The 24,773-nt window shown below is 69.1% G+C and carries 26 protein-coding genes; 25 read left to right on the plus strand and 1 reads right to left on the minus strand.

All coding sequences use genetic code 11. The annotated features are described in order from the left end of the window. Window positions 1-156 precede the first annotated feature (156 nt). The 22 genes from rho to AB0J87_RS05845 all read left to right on the plus strand — a co-directional run bounded on the left by rho (window position 157) and on the right by AB0J87_RS05845 (window position 20,819). Window positions 157-2,238, plus strand: coding sequence for a transcription termination factor Rho (gene rho / locus AB0J87_RS05740; RefSeq protein WP_363962787.1), 2,082 nt, complete (start codon window positions 157-159; stop codon window positions 2,236-2,238). 141 nt (window positions 2,239-2,379) lie between these two features. Further along, entirely contained in the window at window positions 2,380-3,645 is a 1,266-nt protein-coding gene (locus AB0J87_RS05745) for a sensor domain-containing protein (protein ID WP_363962788.1), read from the plus strand. Between the two features lie 57 nt (window positions 3,646-3,702). Continuing rightward, window positions 3,703-4,338, plus strand: coding sequence for a response regulator transcription factor (locus AB0J87_RS05750; protein WP_185071359.1), 636 nt, complete (start codon window positions 3,703-3,705; stop codon window positions 4,336-4,338). Window positions 4,339-4,460: 122 nt separating this feature from the next. Next, window positions 4,461-4,679, plus strand: a complete 219-nt coding sequence (rpmE, locus tag AB0J87_RS05755) for a 50S ribosomal protein L31 (protein ID WP_106248153.1) — start codon at window positions 4,461-4,463, stop codon at window positions 4,677-4,679. 80 nt (window positions 4,680-4,759) lie between these two features. Next, window positions 4,760-5,812, plus strand: a complete 1,053-nt coding sequence (gene prfA / locus AB0J87_RS05760; RefSeq protein WP_363962789.1) for a peptide chain release factor 1 — start codon at window positions 4,760-4,762, stop codon at window positions 5,810-5,812. Beyond that, on the plus strand, window positions 5,809-6,663 hold the full coding sequence (gene prmC / locus AB0J87_RS05765) for a peptide chain release factor N(5)-glutamine methyltransferase (protein ID WP_185071361.1): 855 nt from the start codon (window positions 5,809-5,811) through the stop codon (window positions 6,661-6,663). Before prfA ends, prmC begins: the two co-directional genes overlap by 4 nt. A 28-nt stretch (window positions 6,664-6,691) precedes the next feature. Next, on the plus strand, window positions 6,692-7,339 hold the full coding sequence (locus AB0J87_RS05770; protein WP_355191410.1) for an L-threonylcarbamoyladenylate synthase: 648 nt from the start codon (window positions 6,692-6,694) through the stop codon (window positions 7,337-7,339). Between the two features lie 90 nt (window positions 7,340-7,429). Next, entirely contained in the window at window positions 7,430-9,055 is a 1,626-nt protein-coding gene (locus AB0J87_RS05775; RefSeq protein ID WP_363962790.1) for a hypothetical protein, read from the plus strand. Beyond that, window positions 9,055-9,429, plus strand: a complete 375-nt coding sequence (locus tag AB0J87_RS05780; RefSeq protein WP_350730010.1) for a hypothetical protein — start codon at window positions 9,055-9,057, stop codon at window positions 9,427-9,429. The genes AB0J87_RS05775 and AB0J87_RS05780 overlap by 1 nt, the downstream gene beginning before the upstream one ends. A 448-nt stretch (window positions 9,430-9,877) precedes the next feature. Beyond that, the gene (gene glyA / locus AB0J87_RS05785; protein ID WP_363962791.1) at window positions 9,878-11,143 is read left to right on the plus strand and encodes a serine hydroxymethyltransferase; all 1,266 of its coding nucleotides are present in this window, start codon (window positions 9,878-9,880) and stop codon (window positions 11,141-11,143) included. A 57-nt stretch (window positions 11,144-11,200) separates the two neighbouring features. Next, complete coding sequence (locus AB0J87_RS05790; RefSeq protein WP_350730014.1) at window positions 11,201-12,481, plus strand: MraY family glycosyltransferase; 1,281 nt, start codon at window positions 11,201-11,203, stop codon at window positions 12,479-12,481. Between the two features lie 130 nt (window positions 12,482-12,611). Next, entirely contained in the window at window positions 12,612-13,034 is a 423-nt protein-coding gene (locus AB0J87_RS05795) for a hypothetical protein (RefSeq protein WP_363962792.1), read from the plus strand. Between the two features lie 67 nt (window positions 13,035-13,101). Further along, window positions 13,102-13,317 (plus strand): AtpZ/AtpI family protein, encoded by a 216-nt coding sequence (locus tag AB0J87_RS05800; protein ID WP_350730017.1) that lies wholly within the window; start codon window positions 13,102-13,104, stop codon window positions 13,315-13,317. 73 nt (window positions 13,318-13,390) lie between these two features. Continuing rightward, window positions 13,391-14,191: a F0F1 ATP synthase subunit A gene (gene atpB, locus AB0J87_RS05805; protein ID WP_350730018.1), complete on the plus strand. Its 801-nt coding sequence runs from the start codon at window positions 13,391-13,393 to the stop codon at window positions 14,189-14,191. Between the two features lie 71 nt (window positions 14,192-14,262). Beyond that, window positions 14,263-14,493 (plus strand): ATP synthase F0 subunit C, encoded by a 231-nt coding sequence (gene atpE, locus AB0J87_RS05810; protein WP_344876161.1) that lies wholly within the window; start codon window positions 14,263-14,265, stop codon window positions 14,491-14,493. A gap of 34 nt (window positions 14,494-14,527) precedes the next feature. Beyond that, a complete protein-coding gene (locus tag AB0J87_RS05815; protein ID WP_355191416.1) occupies window positions 14,528-15,076 on the plus strand; it encodes a F0F1 ATP synthase subunit B in 549 nt (182 codons plus the stop codon). Then, window positions 15,076-15,885: a F0F1 ATP synthase subunit delta gene (locus tag AB0J87_RS05820; protein ID WP_363962793.1), complete on the plus strand. Its 810-nt coding sequence runs from the start codon at window positions 15,076-15,078 to the stop codon at window positions 15,883-15,885. The genes AB0J87_RS05815 and AB0J87_RS05820 overlap by 1 nt, the downstream gene beginning before the upstream one ends. A 23-nt stretch (window positions 15,886-15,908) precedes the next feature. Beyond that, a complete protein-coding gene (gene atpA / locus AB0J87_RS05825) occupies window positions 15,909-17,558 on the plus strand; it encodes a F0F1 ATP synthase subunit alpha (RefSeq protein WP_355191420.1) in 1,650 nt (549 codons plus the stop codon). 3 nt (window positions 17,559-17,561) lie between these two features. Continuing rightward, window positions 17,562-18,464, plus strand: coding sequence for a F0F1 ATP synthase subunit gamma (locus tag AB0J87_RS05830; protein ID WP_350730025.1), 903 nt, complete (start codon window positions 17,562-17,564; stop codon window positions 18,462-18,464). A gap of 1 nt (window position 18,465) precedes the next feature. After that, window positions 18,466-19,914: a F0F1 ATP synthase subunit beta gene (gene atpD / locus AB0J87_RS05835; RefSeq protein WP_319717043.1), complete on the plus strand. Its 1,449-nt coding sequence runs from the start codon at window positions 18,466-18,468 to the stop codon at window positions 19,912-19,914. 101 nt (window positions 19,915-20,015) lie between these two features. After that, window positions 20,016-20,417 carry a F0F1 ATP synthase subunit epsilon gene (locus AB0J87_RS05840; protein WP_350730028.1) on the plus strand — a complete coding sequence of 134 codons (402 nt, stop codon included), beginning with the start codon at window positions 20,016-20,018 and terminating at the stop codon, window positions 20,415-20,417. A gap of 24 nt (window positions 20,418-20,441) precedes the next feature. Further along, window positions 20,442-20,819 (plus strand): DUF2550 domain-containing protein, encoded by a 378-nt coding sequence (locus tag AB0J87_RS05845; RefSeq protein WP_363962794.1) that lies wholly within the window; start codon window positions 20,442-20,444, stop codon window positions 20,817-20,819. A gap of 25 nt (window positions 20,820-20,844) precedes the next feature. Here AB0J87_RS05845 and AB0J87_RS05850 read toward each other — a convergent pair whose 3' ends face one another. Further along, the gene (locus AB0J87_RS05850) at window positions 20,845-21,435 is read right to left on the minus strand and encodes a cob(I)yrinic acid a,c-diamide adenosyltransferase (RefSeq protein WP_357727568.1); all 591 of its coding nucleotides are present in this window, start codon (window positions 21,433-21,435) and stop codon (window positions 20,845-20,847) included. Between the two features lie 127 nt (window positions 21,436-21,562). Here AB0J87_RS05850 and AB0J87_RS05855 point away from each other — a divergent pair, with 127 nt between their 5' ends. From AB0J87_RS05855 to AB0J87_RS05865, 3 genes are read left to right on the plus strand one after another with little or no spacing between them, the layout of a single operon-like run. Then, a complete protein-coding gene (locus AB0J87_RS05855) occupies window positions 21,563-22,459 on the plus strand; it encodes an ATP-binding cassette domain-containing protein (RefSeq protein WP_363962795.1) in 897 nt (298 codons plus the stop codon). Next, on the plus strand, window positions 22,456-23,565 hold the full coding sequence (locus tag AB0J87_RS05860; protein ID WP_363962796.1) for an ABC transporter permease: 1,110 nt from the start codon (window positions 22,456-22,458) through the stop codon (window positions 23,563-23,565). The genes AB0J87_RS05855 and AB0J87_RS05860 overlap by 4 nt, the downstream gene beginning before the upstream one ends. Then, window positions 23,566-24,732: a histidine kinase gene (locus AB0J87_RS05865; RefSeq protein WP_363962797.1), complete on the plus strand. Its 1,167-nt coding sequence runs from the start codon at window positions 23,566-23,568 to the stop codon at window positions 24,730-24,732. Window positions 24,733-24,773: the final 41 nt, after the last annotated feature.

Below are 24,773 nucleotides of genomic sequence, written 5' to 3' on the forward strand. Positions count from 1 at the left end.
TTGGACGAGCCTCTCCCCAAGAGTGGCGGCCGTCCACAGCGACAGCCGAAGATCACAGCGTGCACCCCGACCCGGTCTGTCCCGCCGGATCGCAAGCACCTCCGGGACGCCCGGCAGAACGAAACCGGCGCCCGACCCCTGGGAAGGACCTTTTAGTTGAGCGACACCACCGAACTCCTCTCCGACGCATCAGGCGCAGAGCCGGCGTCCGGCGACACCCCCACCCGCGCACCGGCGAAGGCCACCCGTGCGCGTCGCTCCGGCACCGGCCTGTCCGCCAAGGTGCTGCCCGAGCTGCAGAAGATGGCAGCGGAGCTGGGCATCAGCGGGACCGGGCGCATGCGGAAGAGCCAGCTGATCGCGGCCATCCAGGAGAAGCAGGGTGGCGGCTCCGGCGAGGCGGCTCCGGCTCCCGCCGCGGCCACCGAGGCGCCCGCCGCCGCCGCGGCTGACGCCGCCCCGGCCGCTGAGCGGCCCACCCGTACGCGCAGGGAACGTTCCCGCGCCAAGACCACCGAGGAGCCCGCGGCCCAGCCCGTCGCGCAGCCGGCGGAGCCCGTCGCCGTGGCCCCCGAGCCCGTCGCGGCCGCCGCGCCGGCCGAGCCGGTCGCGGAGCCGCAGGCCCAGGCCGTGGAGAGCGGTCAGAGCGACACGCGCGCCGAGCGCGGCGAGAGCCGTCGCGAGCGCCGCAGCCGCGGTGAGCGCCGCGAGCGGGGCGACCGCTCCGGCAGCGACCGCGGTGAGGGCGGTCGTGTCGAGAGCAGCCGCGACGGCGGCCGTGACAGCCGTGACAGCCGTGACAGCCGTGACGGCGGGCGCGACAGTGGCCGTGACCTCGGCCGTGACGGCGGGCGCGACAGCGGTCGTGACCTCGGCCGTGACGGTGGACGTGACGGTGGACGTGACGGTGGCCGCGGCGAGCAGCGCGAGCGCGCCGACGCGGGCCGGAGCGACCAGCGCGGCGACCAGCGCGGCGACCAGCGCGGCGGTGGCAGCGACGACGACGATCGCGGGCGCGGTCGCCGGGGCCGCTTCAGGGAGCGCAACCGCGGCCGTGGCCGTGACCGCTTCGAGGGCAGCGAGCCCGTCGTCGGTGAAGACGACGTGCTCATCCCGATCGCCGGCATCCTCGACATCCTCGACAACTACGCGTTCGTCAGGACCAGCGGCTACCTGCCGGGCAGCAACGACGTCTACGTCTCGCTCGCCCAGATCCGCCGCAACGGCCTGCGCAAGGGCGACGTCATCACCGGCGCCGTCAGGCAGCCCCGCGACGGCGAGCGGCGCGAGAAGTTCAACGCCCTGGTCCGCCTCGACACCGTCAACGGCATGGACCCGGACCAGGCCCGCAACCGGCCTGACTTCAACAAGCTGACGCCGCTCTACCCGCAGGAGCGCCTGCGCCTCGAGACCGAGCCGAACATCCTCACCACGCGGATCATCGACCTCGTCTCGCCGATCGGCAAGGGCCAGCGCGGCCTCATCGTCTCGCCGCCCAAGGCCGGTAAGACGATGGTGCTGCAGTCCATCGCCAACGCGATCACCCGCAACAACCCCGAGTGCCACCTGATGGTCGTGCTCGTGGACGAGCGGCCCGAAGAGGTCACCGACATGCAGCGGTCGGTCAAGGGCGAGGTCATCCACTCGACCTTCGACCGTCCGGCCGAAGACCACACCACGGTCGCCGAGCTCGCCATCGAGCGGGCCAAGCGCCTGGTGGAGCTGGGCCACGACGTGGTCGTCCTGCTCGACTCGATCACCCGCCTCGGCCGCGCCTACAACCTGGCGGCCCCGGCGTCCGGGCGCATCCTGTCGGGTGGTGTCGACTCCACGGCGCTCTACCCGCCCAAGCGCTTCTTCGGCGCCGCCCGCAACATCGAGAACGGCGGCTCGCTGACGATCCTCGCCACGGCCCTGGTCGAGACCGGGTCCAAGATGGACGAGGTCATCTTCGAGGAGTTCAAGGGCACCGGCAACGCCGAGCTCAAGCTCAACCGCTCCCTGGCCGACAAGCGCATCTTCCCCGCGGTGGACGTGGACGCGTCCGGCACGCGTAAGGAAGAGATCCTCATGGGCAAGGACGAGCTCCAGATCGTCTGGAAGCTGCGCCGGGTGCTGCACGCGCTCGACATGCAGCAGGCGCTCGAGCTGCTCCTGGAGAAGATGAAGGAGACCAAGTCCAACGCGGAGTTCCTCCTGCAGGTCCAGAAGACCACGGTGAGCAACGACCGCGACTAGCGGCTCCCTGAGAGGGGCGGCATGGGGTTCGGCCCCGTGCCGCCCCTTTCGCGCGCCGGCCCGGTAGGTGGGGGTAGCCCTACCCCTACGCCGGTTGCCATCCGGATTCACGGCGGCCTCTCGCGCGTGCAGGCTGAAGGCATGCGATCAGCCGCGTTGAAGGATCGGGTGCCGTTCGGGGCCAAGGGGCCGCTGGGGGTCGTGGTGGACCCCATGACGTGGCGGGCGGCGCCGTACCTGCTGATCACGGGAGTGACCGGGATCGGCTGGTTCGTCGCGCTGTCCGTCGCCGTGCCCACGTCGCTCACGCTCACCGTCGTCTGGGTCGGCGTGCCGCTGATGATGGCCACGGTTCTGATGTGGCGCGGCGGGGCGATGCTGGAGAGGCGGCTGATGTACGTGGCGTTCGGCGTGAAGATCGCCGACCCGTACCGGGCCAGGCCCGAACGCGGGCTGGGCGCGCATCTCCGCTGGCTGCTGGGGGACGCGGCCACCTGGCAGGACCTGGGTTACCTGCTGATGCTGCTCCCGCTCGGTCTGGTCGAGACCGCCGTGTCGGTCGTGCTGTGGTTCACGGCGGTGGTGCTGATCATCCAGCCCCTCCTGATGGCGCTGTGGGCGGTGGCGGACGTCTACACGGAGCTGACCATCGACAGCTGGCCGGGAGCCGTCGTCGCCATGGTCTTCGGGATGCTGGTGTTCGTGCTCGCGGTGTACCTCGTACGCGGGATGGCCTGGCTGCACGGGACTCTGGCGACGGTGCTGCTCGGCGGCAGCCAGGAGGAGCGGCTGAGAGCCAGCAGGGCCAGGGGGATCGACGCGGCCGAGGCGGAGCGGCGCCGGATCGAGCGCGACCTGCACGACGGCGCGCAGCAGCGGCTGCTGTCGGTGGCGGTGGACCTGGGACGGGCGCAGTCGAAGTTCGACAGCGAGCCCGAGGAGGCCAGGATGCTCATCGCGCAGGCCCACGCGGGCACCAAGGCCGCCATCGCCGAGCTGCGCAACCTGGCCAGGGGGATCCACCCGGCCATCCTGAGCGACCGCGGCCTGGACGCGGCGCTGTCGGGGCTGGCCGCGCGGGCGCCCATCCGCGTGGACGTCTCCGTCGAGCTGCGGGAGCGGCCGCCCGCAGCGGTCGAGAGCATCGCGTACTTCATCGTGGCCGAGAGCCTGACCAACATGGCCAAGCACTCCGGCGCCACCGAGGCGTCGGTGACGGTGCTCAGGGACCATCGAGGCGTGGTCGTGGACGTCTGGGACGACGGCATCGGCGGGGCCGTCGTCTGCCCGGGCGGCGGCCTGTCGGGGCTGGCCGACCGGGCGGCCACCATCGACGGCGTGCTCGTCTTGCACAGCCCCGTGGGCGGGCCCACTCTCGTGCGTGCGGAGCTGCCCTGCGAGTGGTAGGCGCATACCGCGGCCTGCAGTGGACAGCTGAACGCTGTCCACTGTAGTCATGTGGCCATGCGCGTGGTCATCGCCGAGGACTCCGTACTCCTGCGCGAGGGGCTCGCGCGCCTGCTCGCCGACGGCGGCATCGAGACCGTCGCGGCCGTCTCCGACGGGCCCGCGCTGGTGTCCGCGGTCCTGGAGCACGAGCCCGACCTGGCCATCGTCGACGTACGCATGCCGCCGACGCACACCGACGAGGGCCTGCGGGCGGCGCTGCAGGTGCGCGTGGCCAGGCCGGACTTCCCGATCCTGGTCCTGTCGCAGTACGTCGAGGAGCGCTATGCCGGCGACCTCATCGGCAGGGCCGTCGGCTACCTGCTGAAGGAGCGGGTGGCGGACGTGGCCGAGTTCCTGGAGACGGTGCGGCAGGTGGCGGCGGGCGGCACGGTCATCGATCCCGAGGTCGTCGTGCAGCTGCTGAGCCGCCAGCGCCGGGGCGCCCCGCTCGACTCGTTGTCCCCCCGCGAGCGCGAGGTGCTGGCCCTGATGGCCGAGGGCCGCTCCAACACCGCCATCGCCGCCCGGCTGGTCGTCACGGAAGGCGCGGTGGAGAAGCATATTTCCGGTATCTTCGCCAAGCTGGCCCTGGGGCCGGCGCCCGAGGATCATCGCCGTGTGCTGGCCGTACTCACCTATCTGGGGCGCTGACGGGAATGCGCGATGGCCTGGGATGGTTGGACGATCTGGCACACTGGTAGCTGACCATTTAGCGGTTCCGGTTCACGCCGTGCGTGAAGGCGACCCGGCGGCCGCACCCCGAAAGGACAGCGATGAAGCGCGACATCCACCCTGACTACAACGTGACGCAGGTGAGCTGCTCCTGCGGTAACACGTTCACCACCCGTAGCACCGCCAAGAACGGCGTCATCCACGCCGACGTGTGCTCGGCCTGCCACCCGTTCTACACGGGCAAGCAGAAGATCCTCGACACCGGCGGCCGGGTGGCCCGCTTCGAGAAGCGCTTCGGCAAGAAGGCCACGGGCAAGTAGCTTCACCGACGCCGGCCCGGACGCACGCGCGTGCGCTGGGCCGGCGTTGCTGGTGTAAGCCCCAAGACTAAGGACACACGGTGAACCTCGACGAGTTGCTCAAGGAGTATTCCGAGCTGGAGTTGCAGCTCGCCGATCCCGCCGTGCACGCTGACCAGAACAAGGCCCGCACCCTCGGCAGGCGTTATTCGCAGCTCACGCCGATCGTCACGACGTACCGCGAGCTCGACTCGACGCGCGACGACCTGACCGCCGCCAAGGAGCTGGCCGGTGAGGACGAGGCGTTCGCGGCCGAGGCGGTCGAGCTGGAGGAGCGCATCCCCCAGCTCGAGGAGAAGCTCAGGCACCTGCTCATCCCGCGCGATCCCAACGATGACAAGGACATCATCATGGAGATCAAGGCGGGCGAGGGCGGCGAGGAGTCCGCGCTGTTCGCGGGCGACCTGCTGCGGATGTACCTGAGATACGCCGAGCGGCTCGGCTGGAAGACCGAGGTCATCGACAGCCAGCCCTCCGACCTGGGCGGCTACAAGGACGTCACGGTCGGCATCAAGGCCAAGGGCGACGAGGGCGTGTGGTCCAGGCTCAAGTACGAGGGCGGCGTCCACCGCGTGCAGCGGGTGCCCGTCACCGAGTCGCAGGGCCGCATCCACACCAGCGCCGCGGGCGTGCTCGTCTACCCCGAGGCCGAGGACGTCGACGTCCAGATCGACCCCAACGACCTGCGCATCGACGTCTACCGCTCCAGCGGCCCCGGCGGCCAGAGCGTCAACACCACCGACTCGGCGGTCCGCATCACCCACCTGCCCACCGGCGTGGTCGTCTCGTGCCAGAACGAGAAGAGCCAGCTCCAGAACAAGGAGTCGGCCCTGCGCATCCTGCGTGCCCGGCTGCTGGCCATCGCCCAGGAGCAGGCCGAGGCCGCCGCGCAGGCCGAGCGCAAGTCGCAGGTCCGCACGGTCGACCGCTCCGAGCGCGTACGCACCTACAACTTCCCGGAAAACCGGATCTCCGACCACCGGGTCGGCTTCAAGGCGTATAACCTCGACCAGGTTCTCGACGGTGAGCTCACCGCCGTCACCCAGGCCCTCATCGACGCCGAAATGGCGGAGAAGCTCGCACAACACTCATGACATTTCTGCTGGACGAGATCGCCCTCGCCACCGCCCGGCTGGCCGAGGCAGGTGTTCCCTCACCGCGCACCGACGCTGAGGAGATCGCGGCATTCGTCCACGGCGTGCGCAGGAGCGAGCTCCACACGGTCAAGGACTCCGACTTCGACGCGCTGTTCTGGGAGGGCGTGGCCAGGCGCGAGGCCCGCGAGCCGCTGCAGCACATCACCGGCCACGCCTATTTCCGCTACCTCGAGCTGTCGGTCGGCCCCGGCGTGTTCGTGCCGCGGCCCGAGACCGAGGTGGTGGCGGGCTGGGCCATCGAGACGCTGCGCGCGATGGACGTGACCGCCCCGCTCGTCGTCGATCTCGGCACCGGCTCGGGCGCGATCGCGCTGTCGATCGCCCAGGAGGTCGCCTTGGCCGAGGTCCACGCCGTGGAGGTCGACCCCGGGGCGTACACGTGGGCCAAGCGCAACATCTCCGAGCTCGGCCAGGGCCGTACCCACCTGCACCCCGAAGACCTGGCCGAGGCGCTGCCCGAGCTCAACGGCAAGGTCGACCTGGTCATCTCCAACCCGCCCTACATCCCGCCCGGCGCGATCCCGCGCGACCCCGAGGTGCGCGACTACGATCCCACCAGGGCGCTGTACGGCTCCGGCGAGGACGGGCTCGGCGAGGTGCGCGCGGTCGAGCGCACGGCCCGCCGCCTGCTGCGGCCCGGCGGCTGGGTGGTCGTCGAGCACGCCGACCAGCAGGGCAGGGCGGTCTATCTGACGTTCCCCGAGGACAACGGCTGGCGCGACGTGCGCCTTCGCCAGGACCTCACCAGAAGGGACCGCTTCGTCACGGCCCGGCTGGGCCAGGACTAGGATCCATGCGAGCGAGGTGACAGGACCGATGGCCAGACGCTTTGACTGCTCCGACCTGGAGCAGCGGACCGTGGGCGTGATGGAGGCCGCGGCCGCCGTGCGGCGCGGCGAGCTCGTGGTGCTGCCGACCGACACCGTCTACGGCATCGGCGCCGACGCGTTCACGCCGGCGGCGGTCACGGCACTGCTCGACGCCAAGGGCCGGGGCCGCGAGATGCCGCCGCCCGTGCTCGTGGGCACCGTCAGAGCCGCCACAGCGCTCATAGACGACCTCGGGCCGTACGGGCAGGACCTGATAGACGCCTTCTGGCCCGGGCCGCTCACGCTCGTCTGCAAGGCCAACAGGGCCCTTTCCTGGGACCTGGGGGAGACCAAGGGGACGGTGGCCGTCCGCATGCCGCTCCACCCGGTCGCGCTCGACCTGCTCAAGGAGACCGGGCCCATGGCCGTCTCCAGCGCCAACCGCTCCGGCGCCCCCGCCGCCACCACGGCGGAGGAGGCCCAGGAGCAGCTCGGCGACTCGATCGAGGTCTATCTCGACGGCGGCAAGACCACCGACAACACACCCTCCACCATCATCGACCTCACCACCGCCGTGCCCCGGCTGCTGCGGCGCGGGGCGATCCCGGTGGAGAAGCTGCGCGGCATCATCGGATACGTCGCCACCGACGACTGACGCCATACCGTCTGCTTATCCCGGCTGCGATCGCGCTCCGGCCGACACTACGGTGAGGCCCGGAGCGGCGATTACGTCCGGGAGTGGCCCATGGGCAAGTTCGACGGCATGGATCCCAAGCTGGTCCGTGACCTGCTGACCGAGGTGAAACACGCGGCCACGCAGATGCGTACGGTCGAGGACCAGGTCAGGGCCGCCATGCACCGCGCCGGGCTGTCGGCCCAGACCACCCACCGCCCGGCGCAGGTCGCGGAGGCCGTCGACGGGATGGTCAAGGACGTCAACGTCCGGCTCGGGGTGCTGGAGAAGCGCGTCGAACCGCCCCGGATGGGGGCGGGGGCTACTGAGGACGACGATCCCAAGCAGGTGCGGGGGGATCGGGACAAGTACGACAACCCACGCGCCGACGAGCCTCCGTCGAAGGACGACGACGCGAAGTCGGATTCGGACGGCAAGACGGGTGCCGATGGGAAGTCGGATTCGGACGGCAAGACGGGTGCCGATGGGAAGTCGGATTCGGACGGCAAGACCGGTGCCGACGGGAAGTCGGACTCCGATGCCGATGGGAAGACATGCGATGGTGCCAAGGACACTGGGACGGGCCAGGACACTGGGACGGGCCAGGACACCGGAGGCGACGGTAAGACCGGCGATCAGCCCGTAGACCAGCCCAAGGACGACGATGTGGGCAGCAGGCGCGACCGCGGCGCCGAGGCGGACGGCGGTGCGGTCAACACTCCGGCCAAGGACCAGCAGGACCCGACCAAGCCGCACATCGTGGAAGTGGACGGCGTAAAGGTCCTGCAGATACCCATCGACCCGCCCACGGCCGAGCAGTTGGAAGACCTCCTCGAGAACGCCGACAAGGTGCAACCGGCGGACATGCCGAAGGTTTCCGCCGACAGCACCACCGCCGCGAACGTCAACGCCTGGGCGAACGACGGCAGCGACGTGGTTTCCGTCGACACCAATCCGCCCAACCTGGACGCGCTGAAGACGGTGGTGGGACACCACCGGGAAATTCCGCCACTGGACATGCCGGGATTAGCGGACACCTTCGGTGACGGCACCACCCCCACGGACGGCACCGCTCCCACCGCAGGTGCGAACGACGCCTGCACCTCAGGCGGCACGGACACCACACCTGGAGGCACGGACACCACGCCGGGCGCCAAGGACACGACGCCGGATCAGCCCTCAGGCGGTGACGCGGGTCAGCGAACGGGCGGTGATCAGCCGACGGGTGACCGAGGGACCGGCGACCAAGGCCGAGGAACGGGCGACCAGGGAACCTACGGCCAGGGTGGCCAGGGTGGTCTAGGGGCGGGGGAGCAGGGAGGGCTGGGGAGAGGCGATAGCCCGGCGAACGGTGATCAGGGGACACGGGGCCAAGGGGCGCCCGTCGCGATCCCGCCGACCAATCCCTCGGTCCAGGTGCAGATCGCATACGGGACTGAAGCCGCTTCCCCCGCCGCATCCGACATCAACGTTTGGGCGAACGACGGCAGCGACGTCGTCTCCGTGGACGTCTCCCCACCCAGCCTGGAAGCCCTGCGGACGGTCGTGGAGCACCACCGCGAGATCCAGCCCCTCGAGATGCCCTCCGTAGAGGTTCCGCCCGGCGAGTACGGCAAGGGCGAGTGGGCGCCCAGGGACATCCGGCCCGACGGCCCGCCCGGCGACATCGACCCCGGTACGCCGGAAAGGAGCGCGTGATGTACGTCGACCCGCCGGCGCCCAGGCCCAGGGAGCGCGACGAGACCCCGCCCGCCTCTCCCTCAGGAGCCCTGGACAGCCCTCAGAGGGCCTGGGAGTTCAACCCCGACTACCAGCGCCTCGTCCTGGCCTGGAACACCGTCCTGCCCCAGCTGGAGACGCTCAGAACGGCGCTGGACAAGGCGTACGGCCTGGCCAAGAGTCCTCAGACGTGGGACGCGCCGGTGGGCGAGCGCTATGTCCAGGACATCCGCGAATGGCGCACCCGGCTGGCCGTCTACCGCCACTCCGTGCTGACCGCCATCAGCGACGAGGCGGCGGACACGCCCAGGTGGATCCCCACGACGGCCAACGCGCCGCATGCGTTCCAGTAGCCCGCCGCCCGGCTGAGGTCCTTTCGAGGGAGGTGCCCGGGAGGTCCCTTGAGGGGGAAGCGGCCCGCCGTGTCCTTTGCGGGAAACGGCCGAGTGTCCCCTTTGGGGAGGCAGCTCAGGGTGTCGTTTGAGGGGGCAGGGGAAAGGCCGCTTGTGGCGCGGTGGCGCGAACCCGCTTGAGGGACAGCCGGGAAAAGTGCGGCTTGAGGGAAATAGAGGGGGTCGCTCCAGAGGAGGACGGGCCGGGGGAGCGGCTTGAGGGCGCGGGCTGAGGAAGGGTTTGGGGCCGTGGCCTGAGGGAGCAGCTTTTGGGGCGCCGGGCTGAGGGAGCCGCTTTAGGGGAGCGGGCTGCGGAAGCGGCTTGCGGGGCGGCTCGGTGGGTTGCCGGTGAGGAGTGGGGGAGGGGGCGTGTCTGGGAGAAACGGACATTAGGTCGTACAGTGGGGAAATGGGTGGGGAACCCTATTACGGTCCCGACTTCGGGTTGCTGCAGAGGCAGGACCCGGAGCTCGCACAGGTGCTGCTCGACGAGCTGGAGCGAGTGCGCGGCGGGATCCAGCTGATCGCGAGTGAGAACTTCACCTCGCCCGCCGTCCTCGCGGCACTCGGTTCCACCCTCACCAACAAGTACGCCGAGGGCTACCCCGGACGGCGCTACTACGGCGGGTGCGAGGTGGTGGACCGGGCCGAACGGCTGGCGATCGAGCGGGCGCGCGAGCTGTTCGGGGCGGAGCACGCCAACGTGCAGCCCCACTCAGGCGCCTCCGCGAACCTGGCCGCATACGCCGCGCTCCTGCAACCCGGCGACACCATGCTGGCCATGGCGCTCTCGCACGGCGGCCATCTCACCCACGGCTCCAAGGTGAATTTCTCGGGAAGATGGTTCGACGTCGTGTCGTACGGCGTGCGGCGTGACACCGAACTCATCGACTATGACGAGGTCCGGGATCTGGCCCTGCGGCATCAGCCGAAGCTCATCGTGTGCGGCGCCACGGCGTACCCCAGGCTGATCGACTTCTCGGTCTTCCGCGGCATCGCGGACGAGGTGGGCGCGTGGCTGATGGCCGATGTGGCGCACCCGATCGGGTTGATGGCCGGCGGCGCGATCCCGTCGGCGGTGCCGTACGCGGACGTCGTGACATTCACCACTCACAAGGCGCTGCGCGGGCCGCGCGGCGGGGCCATCCTGTGCACGGAGGAGCTGGCCGGGAAGATCGACCGGGCGGTGTTCCCGTTCATCCAGGGCGGGCCGTTGATGCACGTGGTGGCCGCCAAGGCGGTGGCGTTCGCGGAGGCGATGCGCCCGGAGTTCGCCGATTACGCCAGGCAGGTGGTCGCGAACGCGCGGGCGCTGACGGAGGCGCTGGCCGGGCAGGGGATGCGGCCCGTGTCCGGCGGTACGGACACCCATCTGGCGCTGATCGACCTGCGGGATCTCAACGTGTCGGGCGCCGAGGCCGAGCGCAGGTGCGCGGCGGCCGGCATCACGCTCAACCGGAACGTGATCCCGTACGATCCCGAGCCCCCGTCGATCACGTCGGGGATCCGCGTCGGCACGCCGTGCGTGACCACCCAGGGCATGGGGCCCCAGGAATTGAAGGAGGTCGGGACGTTGGTGACCCGGGCGGTGCGACATCCGGCCGACGCTGGGGAGGTTCGGGAGAGAGTTTCGGCGCTTCTGGCCATCCATCAGCCATATCTCAGCGAATATTAAGCTGGTCTGTGTCGTTTTCCGGTCCCAGCGGGCCGGAGGATCCGGGAAACTAGGTCCGTGCGCGAATACCTGTTCATGGCGCTCATCGCCGCGGCGGTGACCTATCTGCTGGTCCCGTTGGTGCGCCGCTTCGCCATCCGCATCGGCGCCATGCCGGAGATTCGCGATCGCGACGTGCACACCACGCCGACGCCCAGGCTGGGCGGCCTGGCCATGTACGGCGGCCTGGTCGTGGGGCTGCTGCTGGCCGGTCAGCTGACCCATTCGGGCGAGGCCCTGGCCGGTACGGGCGCCAATCCGGTGCCCGCGCTGATCATCGCGGGCGGGCTCATCACGTTCACCGGGTTCCTCGACGACTGGTGGGGGATGGACGCCCTCATCAAGCTCGCCGGCCAGATCGCGGCGGCCGGGGTGCTGGTCTTCTTCGACATGCGGCTGACCTCGATCCCGCTGCCGGAGAGCTGGGGCGGCTCGACCAGCCTCGACTACACGCTCAGCACGATCATCACCATCCTGGTCGTGGTCGTGACCATCAACGCGGTCAACTTCGTCGACGGGCTCGACGGCCTGGCCGCCGGGATCGTGTGCATCGCGGGCATGGCCACCTGGGCCTACTCGATCATCATCAGCCAGGACATCACCGGCAGCAACATCACCGCGACGGCCGCCATCGCCGCCGTCCTCATCGGCGCCTGCCTGGGCTTCCTGCCGCACAACTTCCACCCGGCGAAAATCTTCATGGGCGACACGGGCGCCATGCTGATCGGGCTCGTGCTCGCATCCTCCATCGTCACGGTGACGCCGGTGGACACGTCGGCCATCGTGGAGATGAACAAGTTCCCCGTGCTGCTGCCACTGCTCGTCCCCGCGGCGGTGCTGGTGCTGCCGCTCATCGACCTGATCACCGCCGTCGTGCGGCGCACGTCGCAGGGCCTGTCGCCGTTCGCGCCCGACCGCGGTCACCTGCACCACCGGCTGATGGACATCGGCCACTCGCACCGGCGTTCGGTGCTCATCATGTACGCCTGGACGTTCCTGTTCTCGTTCGGCATCGTCGGCATGTCCAGGGTCGGCGTGCCCGTCCTGCTCTTCCCCGCGGTCATCGTGCTCGCCCTGGCCGTCCTGGTGCTGATGGCCCTGCCGCGCTGGCGGGGCAGGGGCGGGGCGCACGCGGCGCCACGCGACGACAACCCCGACGATGACGGGCCTCCCACGGGGCCGATGCCGCCGATCCTGCCCGAGGACCCCCAGGTCAGGAGACAGGCGCCGCCTTCGGACGGCGCTCGCGCGAGCGCCGAGGGTAAACCGGTCATTCCTGCCTTTCCGAGCCGTTCTTGATCGGGAACTAGAAACGGCAGGTAAAAGCGGTCTTCCGTGAGCTTGTGATATCTTTCACGAGCAGGGACTCCAGACCCACCGGTTCTGGAGGTAGCAAACGCTCGCTTGATAACTTGTTGATGGAGCACCGATGCAGGCCAACGACGTGCGCGTACTCAAGAGCGCCGCGATTCCGACCTTCGCGGTTGGGGTGGTCGCCGTGGCTGTGTCGCTCCTGACGATTGGCGGCAAGGGAGCGCTGGGCGCCGCGATCGGCACTTTGCTCGTCGGGGTTTTCTTCAGCATCAGCGTGGTAGCGGTGTCCTATGCCGCTCGGGTCTCCCCCCAGATGATGGCGATCGCGGCGATGGTCAGCTACCTCGTCAAGGTCGTCGCCATCATGGTGGTGCTGGTCTCGTTCCGCGACACCACGGCCTGGAACACCCAGGCGTTCGCCTGGACCGTCGTGGTCTGCACCCTTGTCTGGACCGGTTTCGAAGTACGTGCCTTCATGAAGACCAAGATCCTCTATGTCGACCCCGAAGCCGGGGTCCCGGGGAAGGGCGATTCATGACGGCAGGTAAAACGGGCGGGGTCCGATATGACTAGTCCGCTACTTGCCTGCTATCGTCAAGGCCGCGATGAGCGCACAGGAACGCCGACCCGAAAAGGACGGTCGCGACTTCGCCGATGCCATGTGGTCAGTCCCGAGCTACTTGATCGCCGGGATGGCTATCTACGGAGGCGCCGGCTGGTTGCTGGACCGGTGGTTGGACATGTCCGCGTTCTTCCCCATAGGCATCGTCCTGGGGCTGGTGCTCGGTGGCTACCTGGCATACCGGAAGTTCGGTCGCTAGCCCATACGGCAGTAGATCGCTTCGCTGAGGAAAACCCTTGTGATCCACACTACGACGTTGAAGGGAACGCCGCGTGATTGCGCTGACGGTCCTCGCTCCTCCTGAAGACCAGTTCCGGGCCCCAACGCCTGACGAGCTGTTCAACTCCTTTACCCCGATCATTCCCGGGGTCGACTGGTTCACCAAGCCGGTTCTCCTCGCCATCCTCAGCGCGGTCCTGGTGATCGGCTTCTGCTGGGCCGCCTTCGCCAACCCCAAGATCGTCCCGAGGGGTGTGCAGAACGTCGCCGAGTACGGCTACATGTTCGTCCGCGACCAGGTCGCCCGGCCCTTCCTGGGCAAGGACGCCGACCGGTGGATGGGCCTGCTGCTGACGCTGTTCTTCCTGGTCTTCATCTGGAACATCATGGGCGTCATCCCGATTCTCCAGTTCCCGGTGGCCTCGCACATCGCCTTCCCGATCGTCCTCGCGGGCTCGATCTACGTGCTCAAGGTCTACCTGGGCATGAAGCACCAGGGCCCGATCGGCTACTTCAAGAACCTGATGTTCCCGCCGGGACTGCCCAAGCCGATCTACCTGCTGCTCTCGCCGATCGAGTTCCTGTCGAACCTGATCATCGCGCCGTTCACGCACGCGGTCCGACTCTTCGCGAACATGTTCGCCGGTCACATGCTGCTGGCGTTCTTCAGCATGGTCGGCTTCTGGTTCCTGTTCGAGAAGCTGACGCCGCTCGGCGCCGGGGTGGGCGTGATCGGCGTGGTCATGACCATCATCTTCACGGCCTTCGAGATGTTCATCCAGTTCCTGCAGGCGTTCCTCTTCGCGATGCTGGCCTCGATGTACATCGGCGGCTCCCTGCACGCAGAGCACTGAGATCCACGTACCGGAATATCCATGACCGGTGAGACTCCGCTTCACCGGCCGTCCAGTAAAGGAATACAGCAATGAGCGTTCTCGCTGAGGTCTCCGGCAACGTCACCGCCATCGGTTACGGTCTCGCCGCCATCGGCCCCGGCATCGGCGTCGGCATCATCTTCGGTCAGGGCGTGCAGGCCATCGCGCGTCAGCCCGAGGCTTACGGCCTGATTCGCCAGAACATGCTCCTCGGCTTCGTTCTCACCGAGGCCCTCGCCCTGCTCGGTCTGGTCGCGCCGTTCATCTTCGCGAACATCTAAGGCCAGAAGAAACCCCTGACGAAAGGCTGCAACCATGACTAAGGCAGCTACGCTCCTCGCGGCGGAAGAGGGCGCTAACCCGCTCATCCCGCACACTTTCGAGCTCGTCGTCGGCATCTTCTCGTTCCTCGTCGTCCTCGTCGTCGTCGGCAAGATCCTCGTCCCGCGTATCCAGAAGACGCTGGGCGAGCGCGCCGACGCCATCGAGGGTGGCATCAAGAGAGCCGAGGAGGCCCAGGCCGAGGCGCAGGCACTGCAGCAGCAGTACCGCGACCAGCTGGCCGAGGCCAGGCACGAGGCGGCCCGGCTGCGCGAGGAAGCTCGCGAGCAGGCCGCGCAGATCAAGGCCGAGCTCCGCGAGGAGGCGCAGGCCGAGGCCCGCCGCCTCGTCGAGGCCGCGCACGCGCAGATCGAGGCGGACCGCCAGGCGGCCTTCGCCCAGCTCCGCACCGAGATCGGCCGTCTGTCGACCGATCTGGCCGGCCGCATCGTCGGCGAGTCCCTCGAGGACGAGGTCCGGCAGAGCCGCATCGTCGACCGGTTCCTCGACGAGCTCGAGTCCACGCCGCAGGCGGTGCGCTAATGCGAGGTCTGAGCAGGACGTCGCTGGCAGAGGTCGAGGAGCGGTTCAACGCGGTGGCCGGCAGTGCCGACCTCGGGACGCTCTCCGACGAGCTGTTCGCGATCGCGGATCTGCTCGACCGCGAACACGGCCTGCGCCGGGCGCTGTCCGACCCGGCCAGGCCCGGCGAGCAGAAGGCGGCCACCGTGCGCGCGCTGCTCGCGGGCAAGGTCAGCGAGGCCGCGATCGCCACGACCGAGGCCGCGGTCTCGGTCCGGTGGTCGCGGGCCGGTGACCTGGCCGACGCGATCGAGCGGCTCGGCGTCGTCGCCGCGGCCGCGGAGGCGGAGAGCCAGTCCAGGCTCGACGACGTGGAGGACGAGCTCTTCCGCTTCGGCCGCATCGTCGCCGCCAACCCCGATCTGCGTCGCGCGCTCGCCGACCAGGCCGCGCCGGAGGCGGGCAAGGTGCAGCTGCTCGGCGACCTGCTCGGCGGGAAGGTCGCTCCGACCAGCCTGCGCCTGCTCAAGCAGGTTGCGGTGCATCCGCGTGGGCGTAGCCTGGAGTCGGGCCTGGAGGAGTTCATCCAGCTCGTGGCCCAGCAGCGCCAGCGCCTCGTGGCGGTGGTACGTAGCGCGGTCGAGCTGACCGAGGCGCAGAAGCAGCGCCTCACGGCGTGGTTGAGCGCCTCCTACGGCCGTGACGTGCACCTGAACGTCGAGGTGGACAAGCGAGTGCTCGGTGGGTTCTCGGTCCGCATCGGCGACGAGATCATCGACACCACCATTGTGGGACGAATCGAAGAAGTCCGCCGCCGGTTGGCCGGCTAGGCGAATAGGGAGACAGAGTAGAGATGGCGGAGCTTACGATCCGGCCGGACGAGATCCGGGACGCGCTTGAGCGCTTCGTCCAGGCGTACGAACCGGAAGGCGCCGCGCGCGAGGAGATCGGGACCGTCGTCGACGCCGGCGACGGCATTGCCCATGTCTCCGGCCTTCCCTCGGCGATGGCGAACGAACTGCTCGAGTTCGAGGACGGCACGCGCGGCCTGGCGCTTAACCTCGACACCCGCGAGATCGGTGTCGTTATCCTGGGCGACTTCAGCAAGATCGAGGAAGGCCAGACGGTCCGCCGGACGGGCGAGGTCCTGTCCGTGCCCGTCGGCGACAACTTCCTCGGCCGCGTGGTCGACCCCCTGGGCATCCCGCTCGACGGCAAGGGCGCCATCGAGGCCGAGGCCGTTCGCGCCCTCGAGCTTCAGGCCCCCACCGTCGTCCAGCGGCAGCCCGTGAAGGAGTCGCTGGCGACCGGCATCAAGGCGATCGACGCCATGACCGCGATCGGCCGTGGTCAGCGCCAGCTGATCATCGGTGACCGTGGCACCGGCAAGACCGCGATCGCCGTCGACACCATCCTCAACCAGCGCGAAAACTGGGCCTCCGGTGACCCCACCAAGCAGGTCCGCTGCGTCTACGTCGCGGTCGGCCAGAAGGGCTCGACCATCGCGCAGGTGCGCGCTCGGCTGGAGGAGGCCGGCGCGATGGAGTACACCACCATCGTCGCCGCTCCCGCCTCCGACCCCGCTGGTTACAAGTACATCGCGCCCTACGCCGGCTCGGCGATCGGTCAGCACTGGATGTACCAGGGCAAGCACGTCCTGATCGTCTTCGACGACCTGACCAAGCAGGCGGACGCGTACCGCGCCGTCTCCCTGCTGCTGCGCCGCCCGCCGGGCCGTGAGGCATTCCCCGGCGACGTCTTCTACCTCCACTCCCGTCTGCTGGAGCGCTGCGCCAAGCTCTCCGACGACATGGGTGCCGGCTCCATGACCGGCCTGCCGGTCATCGAGACCAAGGGCAACGACGTCTCGGCGTTCATCCCGACCAACGTCATCTCCATCACCGACGGCCAGGTCTTCCTCGAGACCGACCTGTTCAACGCCGGTGTGCGGCCCGCCATCAACGTCGGCGTCTCGGTCTCCCGAGTCGGCGGCTCCGCGCAGGCCAAGGCCATGCGCAAGGTCGCGGGTACGCTGCGTCTGTCGCTGTCGCAGTACCGTGACCTGGAGGCCTTCGCGGCCTTCGCCTCCGACCTGGACGCCGCGTCCAAGGCTCAGCTGGAGCGCGGTCAGCGGCTGGTCGAGCTGCTCAAGCAGCCCCAGTACAGCCCGTTCTCGCTGGAGCGCGAGGTGGCCTCGATCTGGGCGGGCACCACGGGCGAGCTGGACGACGTGCCGATCGAGGACGTCCGTCGCTTCGAGTCGGAGTTCCTGGACTTCATCCAGGCCTCGCACAAGGGCATCTTCGACACCATCCGTGAGACCAGGGACCTGTCCGACGACACGGTGACCGCTCTGAAGGACGCTGTCACGGACTTCAAGAAGAGCTTCACCACCTCGTCCGGCGAGCTGCTGGTCAAGGACGAGCCGGTGGCGCCGCTGGGCGCCGAAGAGGTCGGCCAGGAGAAGATCAAGAAGGTCGTCCGTCCGGCGGAGAAGAAGTAGGACATGGGTGCCCAGCTAAGGCTGCTGCGGCGGCGGATCAGCTCGGTCAAGTCGACCGCGAAGATCACGCGCGCCCAGGAGCTCATCGCCTCCTCGCGGATCGTGAAGGCGCAGCTGCGGATGCAGGCGGCGCTGCCGTACGAGCGTGAGATCACTCGCGCCGTCACCGGCGTCGTCAGCAACGCGGCCAGCGTCGACCATCCGCTGACCGTGGCGAAGGAGAACCCCACCAAGGCGGGCGTCCTCATCGTCACCAGCGACAGCGGTTTCTGCGGCGGCTTCAACGCCAACGTGCTGCGCGAGGCCGAGGCCCTGCGCGGGCTGCTGGAGACCCGCGGCCTGACCGTGGTCCCGTTCGTCACCGGGCGCAAGGGTGTCACCTGGCACTCCTTCCGCGGCCGCGACATGGGCGGGCAGTGGGTCGGCTTCTCCAGGAACCCGTCCTACACCGACGCCAAGGGGATCGCGCAGACGCTGATCGACTCGTTCAAGGACGAGAACGGGATCGACGAGATCCACATCGTCTCGACCGAGTTCGTCTCGATGCTGACCCAGAATGTCGTGGTCAAGCGTGTTCTGCCGCTGGAGGTCGAGGAGACCGAGGCGACGGAGACGACCGCGATCCCGCCGTACTTCGAGTTCGAGCCGACCGCTGCCGACGTGCTGGAGTCGCTCCTGCCACGTTACGTGGAGTCGCGCATCTTCACGGCGTTGCTGCAGTCCGCGGCCTCCGAGGAGGCCGCGCGGCGGCGCGCGATGAAGTCCGCGACAGACAACGCCAACGAGCTGATGCGGGTGCTCACCCAGCAGATGAACCAGGCTCGCCAGGCCGAGATCACCCAGGAAATCAGCGAGATCGTCGGTGGCGCCAACGCGCTCGCTGACGCCGCAGCGGGGAAAGAGTGAAATGACTGCAGAGGCTGTTGAAACTGTAGAGGCCGCGGCGGCCGGCACAGGCCGCGTGGCACGTGTCACCGGCGCCGTCGTCGACGTGGAGTTCCCCGTCGAGGCGATGCCGGAGATCTATAACGCGCTCAAGGTCGAGGTGACCCTCGGCGAGGAGACCAAGACCCTGACCCTGGAGGTCGCCCAGCACCTGGGTGACAACCTGGTCCGGACCATCTCGATGCAGCCGACCGACGGCCTGGTCCGCGGCCAGGCGGTGCAGGACACCGGCGCCCCGATCTCGGTGCCGGTCGGCGACGTCGTCAAGGGCCACGTGTGGAACGCGCTGGGCGAGACGCTCGACGTGCCGACCGCGTCGCTCAAGATCGAGGAGCGGTGGGGCATCCACCGTCCGTCGCCGCCGTTCGACCAGCTCGAGTCCCGTACCGAGCTGCTCGTCACGGGCATCAAGGTCATCGACCTGCTCACCCCGTACGTGCAGGGTGGGAAGATCGGTCTGTTCGGCGGCGCCGGCGTGGGCAAGACCGTTCTGATCCAGGAGATGATCCGCCGCGTCGCCCGTAACTTCGGCGGCACCTCGTGCTTCGCCGGTGTCGGCGAGCGCACCCGTGAGGGCAACGACCTCTGGCTGGAGATGGAGGAGGCGGACGTCCTCAAGGACACCGCGCTCGTCTTCGGTCAGATGGACGAGCCGCCGGGCACCCGTCTGCGGGTCGCCCTGTCGGCGCTGACCATGGCGGAGTACTTCCGCGACGTGCAGAAGCAGGACGTGCTGCTCTTCATCGACAACATCTTCCGCTTCACGCAGGCCGGTTCCGAGGTCTCCACGCTCCTCGGCCGTATGCCGTCCGCCGTGGGTTACCAGCCCACGCTGGCCGACGAGATGGGTGTGCTCCAGGAGCGCATCACCTCGACGCGTGGTCACTCGATCACCTCCATGCAGGCGATCTACGTGCCCGCGGACGACATCACCGACCCGGCCCCGCACAACGCGTTCGCGCACCTCGACGCGCAGACCGTTCTCTCGCGGCCGATCTCGGAGAAGGGCATCTACCCCGCGGTGGACCCGCTCGACTCCACCTCCCGGATCCTCGACCCGCAGATCGTGGGCGAGGAGCACTACCGGGTGGCCCAGGAGACCAAGCGGATCCTGCAGAAGTACCGCGAGCTCCAGGACATCATCGCGATCCTCGGTATCGACGAGCTGTCCGAGGAGGACAAGGTCACCGTCCAGCGGGCCCGCCGCATCGAGCGCTTCCTGTCGCACCCGATGTACGCGGCCGAGGCCTTCACCGGCCAGCCGGGCGAGACCGTTCCGCTGGACGAGACCATCGCCTCCTTCAAGGGTCTGTGCGCGGGTGAGTACGACCACCTGCCCGAGCAGGCGTTCTTCATGGTCGGTGGCATCGAGCAGGCCGTGGCCAAGGCCAAGGAACTCGAGCGTAGTTAATCGCCCTGCAGCGGGTCGTCTTCGGCGGCCCGCTGCACCTACGGTGGTGCTTTGGGGTAGGAACGAGGCACCACCACCAGATCGGAAAGGAACCTACACAAGTGGCGAAGCTACGCGTAGGGGTTGTCTCACCCGAGCGTGAGATCTGGTCGGGCGAGGCCGACATGGTGATTGCCAAGACCGTGGACGGCGAGATCGGTATTATGCCGCAACACGCACCTGTGCTCGGCGTCCTCGTCGAGGGCGGCGTGCTTCGCGTGAAGCGGGAGGGCGAAGGCGACCTCGTGGCGGCCGTGCACGGCGGTTTCATCTCCGTGGCCGACGACGAGGTGTCGGTGCTCGCCGAGGTGGCCGAGCTCGGTTCCGAGGTCGACGTCGCGGCTGCCCGTGACGCTCTCGATCGGGCTCAGGCCTCGATCGAGGCCGACCAGGAAGACGCCGACGCGGCGATCGAGGCCAAGCGTGCCAGGGCCCGGCTCCGCGCGGCAGGCGAAGAGGTTTAACAGATCCAGGCTTGTGGGGGCGGCATGGTTACGACGGTTCTGATTCTCGTATTGTTTGCCGCCCTCATCGTCCTGCGCGGGGTCACGCTGGCCCGTTCCAGGGGAAGTGTGCCCTGTCGCCTGCGGGAGGGTGACCGGGGCTGGCAGAGCGGGGTAGCCCGCTACGCCGACGGGGAGCTCCACTGGATCCCGCTCCTGGGTGTGCGACTGAGGCCGCGCCACGCTATCGCGAGGCGCGGCCTCGTCGTTTCCGCCCGTCGCGAGATCGACGGCGGGCTTTTCGCGGTCGACTGCGGCGGCACCACCCGCGGGATCTCGCTCGCGATGAGCGCTGACGCGATGACGGGCTTCCTCGCGTGGCTGGAGTCCGCGCCGCCCAGCGCCTACCTGGACGTCGCCTAGCCCGATCGAGGGCAGGCCGCGCGTCTCAGCGGGTGCCGCCGGGCTTCCAGAGGATCTCCTCGCCCGCGTGGGCGACCCGGCAGGCGATGAAGAGCAGGTCCGACAGGCGGTTGAGGTATTTCGCGGTCAGCGCGTTCATGTCGTCGTGCGCCTGCAGGGCCGCCCACGTCGACCGCTCGGCCCTGCGGACGGTGACCCTGGCCACGTGGAGCGCGGCCGTCGCGGGGTCGCCGCCGGGCAGCACGAAGCTGCGCAGGGGCTTGAGGTCGGCGTTGAACCGGTCGCACTGCTCTTCCAACCAGTCGATGTACGACTGCTCCACCCGCAGCGGCGGGAACTCCGGATTCTCCACCACCGGCGTGGCCAGGTCCGCCCCCACGTCGAACAGCTCGTTCTGGACGCGGGCGAGCACCTCGACGAGGTCCGCGGGCAGCGTGCGGAACGAGAGCGCGAGCCCCAGGTGGGCGTTGGCCTCCTCCACGTCGGCGTAGGCGGCCAGCCGCGGATCGGTCTTGGACGCCCGGCTCATGTCGCTCAGCGAGGTGGTGCCGTCGTCGCCGGCCCGGGTGTAGATCCGGGAGAGAACGACAGGTTTGTCCTTGTCGGCGCGCGTCATGGCTTCAGATTAATGACAAATGTCATCCGGAAGGGACGCGGGATCCATGTCGGGCCGGTGATTTACACGACTAGCAGGGCGAACGCCTCCAAAGCCACGATTTACCCATGACGAAGGAGATGACCTGATGCTCGAGATCAGCGAGCTGCGCAAGCGCTTCGCGGGCGGCCCCGAGTCCCCCGGCGGGAAGGTCGCACTGGACGGCATCAGCTTCACCGTACGGCCTGGCGAGATGTTCGGCTTCGTGGGCGCGAACGGCGCCGGCAAGACGACGACCATGCGCATCGTGATGGGCGTGCTCCAGGCCGACTCGGGCTCGGTGAGCTGGCAGGGCAGGCCGCTCGGCTACGACGACCGGCGGCGCTTCGGCTACATGCCGGAGGAGCGGGGGCTTTACCAGAAGATGCGGGTCGCCGAGCAGATCGAGTATTTCGGCCGTCTGCACGGTCTGAGCGCGCCGGCCGCGAAGCAGGGCACCGACGACCTGCTGGAGCGGCTCGGGCTCACCGAGCGCAGGGGCGACGCGGTGCAGGCGCTCTCGCTGGGCAACCAGCAGCGCGTGCAGCTCGCGGTGGCGCTGGTGCACGACCCCGAGGTGCTGGTGCTGGACGAGCCGTTCTCGGGGCTGGACCCGATCGCGGTGGACGCGCTGGCCACGGCGCTGCAGGAGCGCTGCCGGGGCGGCGTGCCGGTGATCTTCTCCAGCCACCAGCTGGAGCTCGTCGAGCGGCTGTGCGACTCGGTGGGCATCGTCTCGGCCGGCCGCATGGTGGCCACCGGCACGGTGTCCGACCTGCGGGCGGCCGAGGGCGACACGCTGCGCGTGGTCGTCCGCGACCCGTCCCCCGGCTGGGCGGACGGCCTGCCGGGCACGGTCACCGTGAACGGTGACAGGCACGTCCTGCACACCACGGACGGCGACGACCAGGAGATCCTGCGCCGCGCGATGAAGGCGGGGCACGTCGAGCACTTCGGGGTCGAGCAGCCGACCCTCACCGAGATCTTCAAGGAGGCCGTGGCGTGAACGGACTGATGCTGGTCGCCCGGCGGGAGATCACCACGCAGGTGCGGACCAAGGCGTTCGCGATCGGCCTGCTCATCACGGCCGTGCTGGTGGCGGCGGTGACCTTCGCACCCAAGATCCTCGGCGGGCCGGACGAGTACACGCTCGGCACCGTCAACTCCCAGCAGCTCCCGCTGAAGGCCGCCGCGCCGGACGCGCAGGTCGAGTGGCGCAGCTTCCCCGACGAGGCCGCCGCCAAGAAGGCCGTGCTCGACGGGGACGTGGACGCGGTGCTGGTCGACGGTACCCGGGTGCTCACGGACGGCGAGATCGACAGCCAGCTCGGCGTGCTCCTGCAGAGCGTCAACCGCGAGGTGAAGCTGGGCGCCGCGGGCATGTCGATCCCGCCGCTGAAGATGGAGTCCGTGGGCGCCGACACCCGCTACGAGTCCGCCCGCGCCGGGATCGCCGTGGTTCTCGTCCTCGTGCTCTTCATGCTGCTCATGGGTCAGGTCATGATGGTGGCCATGGGTGTGGTGGAGGAGAAGGGCAGCAGGATCGTGGAGATCCTGCTCTCCACGATCCGGCCGTGGCAGCTGCTCGGCGGCAAGATCATCGGGCTGGGCGTGCTCGGCCTGATCAACCTGGTGACGATCCTGGCCGTCGGCCTGGCCGCGTCCGCGGCCTCCGGGATCGCCTCCGACTTCCCGCCCGGGCTCCCGGGGCTGGTGGTGGGCGTGCTGGTGTGGTTCGTGCTCGGATACGCCTTCTTCGCCACGCTGGCGGCCGCCCTCGCCTCGCTGGTCTCGCGCCAGGAGGAGGTGAGCAGCGTGATGACGCCGCTGACCATGCTCATCATGGTCACGTACTTCGTGGCCTTCTACGCCACCAACGACCCGACGGGCACGCTGGCCACGGTCCTGTCGTACATACCGCCGTTCTCCGCCATGATCATGCCGGTGCGGATGGCGGCGACCGAGGTGCCGATGTGGCAGGTCGCGCTGTCGATGGGGGCCATGGCGCTGGCCGTGCTCGCGGTCCTGGGCTTCGGCGCCAAGATCTACGAGCGCGCCGTGCTCCGGACGGGGGCCCGGCTCAAGCTCGCCGACGTGCTGCGCGCGGGCTAGATGGACGCGATCAAGCGGGCGCGGCGCCTCACCTGGAAAGTGCTCCTCTCGAACTTCGTCGCGGTGTGGCTGCTGGTCATCATGGCCTCGGTGGTCGCCTTCGGGGAGGGGAGGCTCCAGTGGTGGCGGGCCGTGCCCGCTGTGATCGCCCTGATCTGTTTCACCTGGTTCTGCCCGCGCATCATCAGCGCGGCGCTGGACCGCCGTTACCCCACCCGTGAGGTGGTGCTGGCGGGGGTCTTCGCCGTGGTCGCGGCGGCGCTGGGCGGGGGCGAGCCGTTCGGCTGGGGCTTCGTGCTCGTCTGCTGGCTGGGCCTGGCCACGCTCCAGGTCCCCAGGCGCACGGTCTACCTGCTGGCCGTCGGTACGTGGGCGGCGGGCGTCGGGATCGGTGTGCCGGCCCTGGCGCTCGGGGCGGCCAGCATGGGCTCGGAGCTGAGCATCGGTCAGGCGCTGGTCATCTACATGGTCATGTACGCCATCTGGTGCGCGATCATGCCGCCGTCCAACCGGATGTGGATGTGGATCTGGTCGCTCGCCGTACAGGCTCACGAGGGCCGCGAGGCGCACACGCGGCTGGCGCTGGCCGAGGAGCGGTTGCGCTTCGCCAGGGACCTGCACGACCTGGTCGGCCACCAGCTGTCCGCCATCGCCGTCAAGACCGAGCTGGCCGTACGGCTGTCGGACGTGGACGCCGACGCGGCCAGGGCCGAGATGACCGAGGTCAACGCGCTGACCAGGAAGGCACTCAGGGAGCTGCGGCAGGCCGTGCGCGGCTACCGCGAGCTTGACCTGGCCGCCGAGCTGAACAGCGTGAAAAGCGTGCTCGAAGCGGCCGGGGTCCGCTGCGAGGTGCACCTGCCCTACCGGGAGCTGCCCGACGGAGTCGCGCCGGTGTTCGCGTACGCGGTCCGCGAGGCGGTGACCAACGTGCTCAAGCACAGCACCGCGACGTTCTGCGACATCTCGATCCGCTTCACGGCGCAGGAGGCGGAGCTGAGCGTCCGCAACGACGGGGTGCAGCGGCGGCGGGCCGCCGACCTCGGGAGCGGGCTGACGGGCATGGGGGAGCGCCTGGCCGCCGTGGGCGGGAAGCTGAGTGCCCATCCGACGGAAAGCGGAGAGTTCCTCCTGAACGCAGTCGTGTCACTTCCGCTGGGTGGGTAGGGGAGAGAACACGGGTTCACCTCTCTGAACGCTCCGCGTGC

The sequence above is a fragment of the Nonomuraea sp. NPDC049625 genome (assembly GCF_040675285.1).
GTDB lineage: Bacteria > Actinomycetota > Actinomycetes > Streptosporangiales > Streptosporangiaceae > Nonomuraea > Nonomuraea angiospora_A.

Excerpts from the sequence above, each read along its gene's own strand:
- AB0J87_RS05745 (WP_363962788.1), top strand. The coding sequence starts at position 2,380 with ATGCGATCAGCCGCGTTGAAGGATCGGGTGCCGTTCGGGGCCAAGGGG.
- AB0J87_RS05750 (WP_185071359.1), top strand. The coding sequence starts at position 3,703 with ATGCGCGTGGTCATCGCCGAGGACTCCGTACTCCTGCGCGAGGGGCTC.
- rpmE (WP_106248153.1), top strand. The coding sequence starts at position 4,461 with ATGAAGCGCGACATCCACCCTGACTACAACGTGACGCAGGTGAGCTGC.
- prmC (WP_185071361.1), top strand. The coding sequence starts at position 5,809 with ATGACATTTCTGCTGGACGAGATCGCCCTCGCCACCGCCCGGCTGGCC.
- AB0J87_RS05770 (WP_355191410.1), top strand. The coding sequence starts at position 6,692 with ATGGCCAGACGCTTTGACTGCTCCGACCTGGAGCAGCGGACCGTGGGC.
- AB0J87_RS05775 (WP_363962790.1), top strand. The coding sequence starts at position 7,430 with ATGGGCAAGTTCGACGGCATGGATCCCAAGCTGGTCCGTGACCTGCTG.
- AB0J87_RS05780 (WP_350730010.1), top strand. The coding sequence starts at position 9,055 with ATGTACGTCGACCCGCCGGCGCCCAGGCCCAGGGAGCGCGACGAGACC.
- glyA (WP_363962791.1), top strand. The coding sequence starts at position 9,878 with ATGGGTGGGGAACCCTATTACGGTCCCGACTTCGGGTTGCTGCAGAGG.
- AB0J87_RS05795 (WP_363962792.1), top strand. The coding sequence starts at position 12,612 with ATGCAGGCCAACGACGTGCGCGTACTCAAGAGCGCCGCGATTCCGACC.
- AB0J87_RS05800 (WP_350730017.1), top strand. The coding sequence starts at position 13,102 with ATGAGCGCACAGGAACGCCGACCCGAAAAGGACGGTCGCGACTTCGCC.
- atpE (WP_344876161.1), top strand. The coding sequence starts at position 14,263 with ATGAGCGTTCTCGCTGAGGTCTCCGGCAACGTCACCGCCATCGGTTAC.
- AB0J87_RS05815 (WP_355191416.1), top strand. The coding sequence starts at position 14,528 with ATGACTAAGGCAGCTACGCTCCTCGCGGCGGAAGAGGGCGCTAACCCG.
- AB0J87_RS05820 (WP_363962793.1), top strand. The coding sequence starts at position 15,076 with ATGCGAGGTCTGAGCAGGACGTCGCTGGCAGAGGTCGAGGAGCGGTTC.
- atpA (WP_355191420.1), top strand. The coding sequence starts at position 15,909 with ATGGCGGAGCTTACGATCCGGCCGGACGAGATCCGGGACGCGCTTGAG.
- AB0J87_RS05830 (WP_350730025.1), top strand. The coding sequence starts at position 17,562 with ATGGGTGCCCAGCTAAGGCTGCTGCGGCGGCGGATCAGCTCGGTCAAG.
- atpD (WP_319717043.1), top strand. The coding sequence starts at position 18,466 with ATGACTGCAGAGGCTGTTGAAACTGTAGAGGCCGCGGCGGCCGGCACA.
- AB0J87_RS05845 (WP_363962794.1), top strand. The coding sequence starts at position 20,442 with ATGGTTACGACGGTTCTGATTCTCGTATTGTTTGCCGCCCTCATCGTC.
- AB0J87_RS05850 (WP_357727568.1), bottom strand. The coding sequence starts at position 21,435 with ATGACGCGCGCCGACAAGGACAAACCTGTCGTTCTCTCCCGGATCTAC.
- AB0J87_RS05855 (WP_363962795.1), top strand. The coding sequence starts at position 21,563 with ATGCTCGAGATCAGCGAGCTGCGCAAGCGCTTCGCGGGCGGCCCCGAG.
- AB0J87_RS05865 (WP_363962797.1), top strand. The coding sequence starts at position 23,566 with ATGGACGCGATCAAGCGGGCGCGGCGCCTCACCTGGAAAGTGCTCCTC.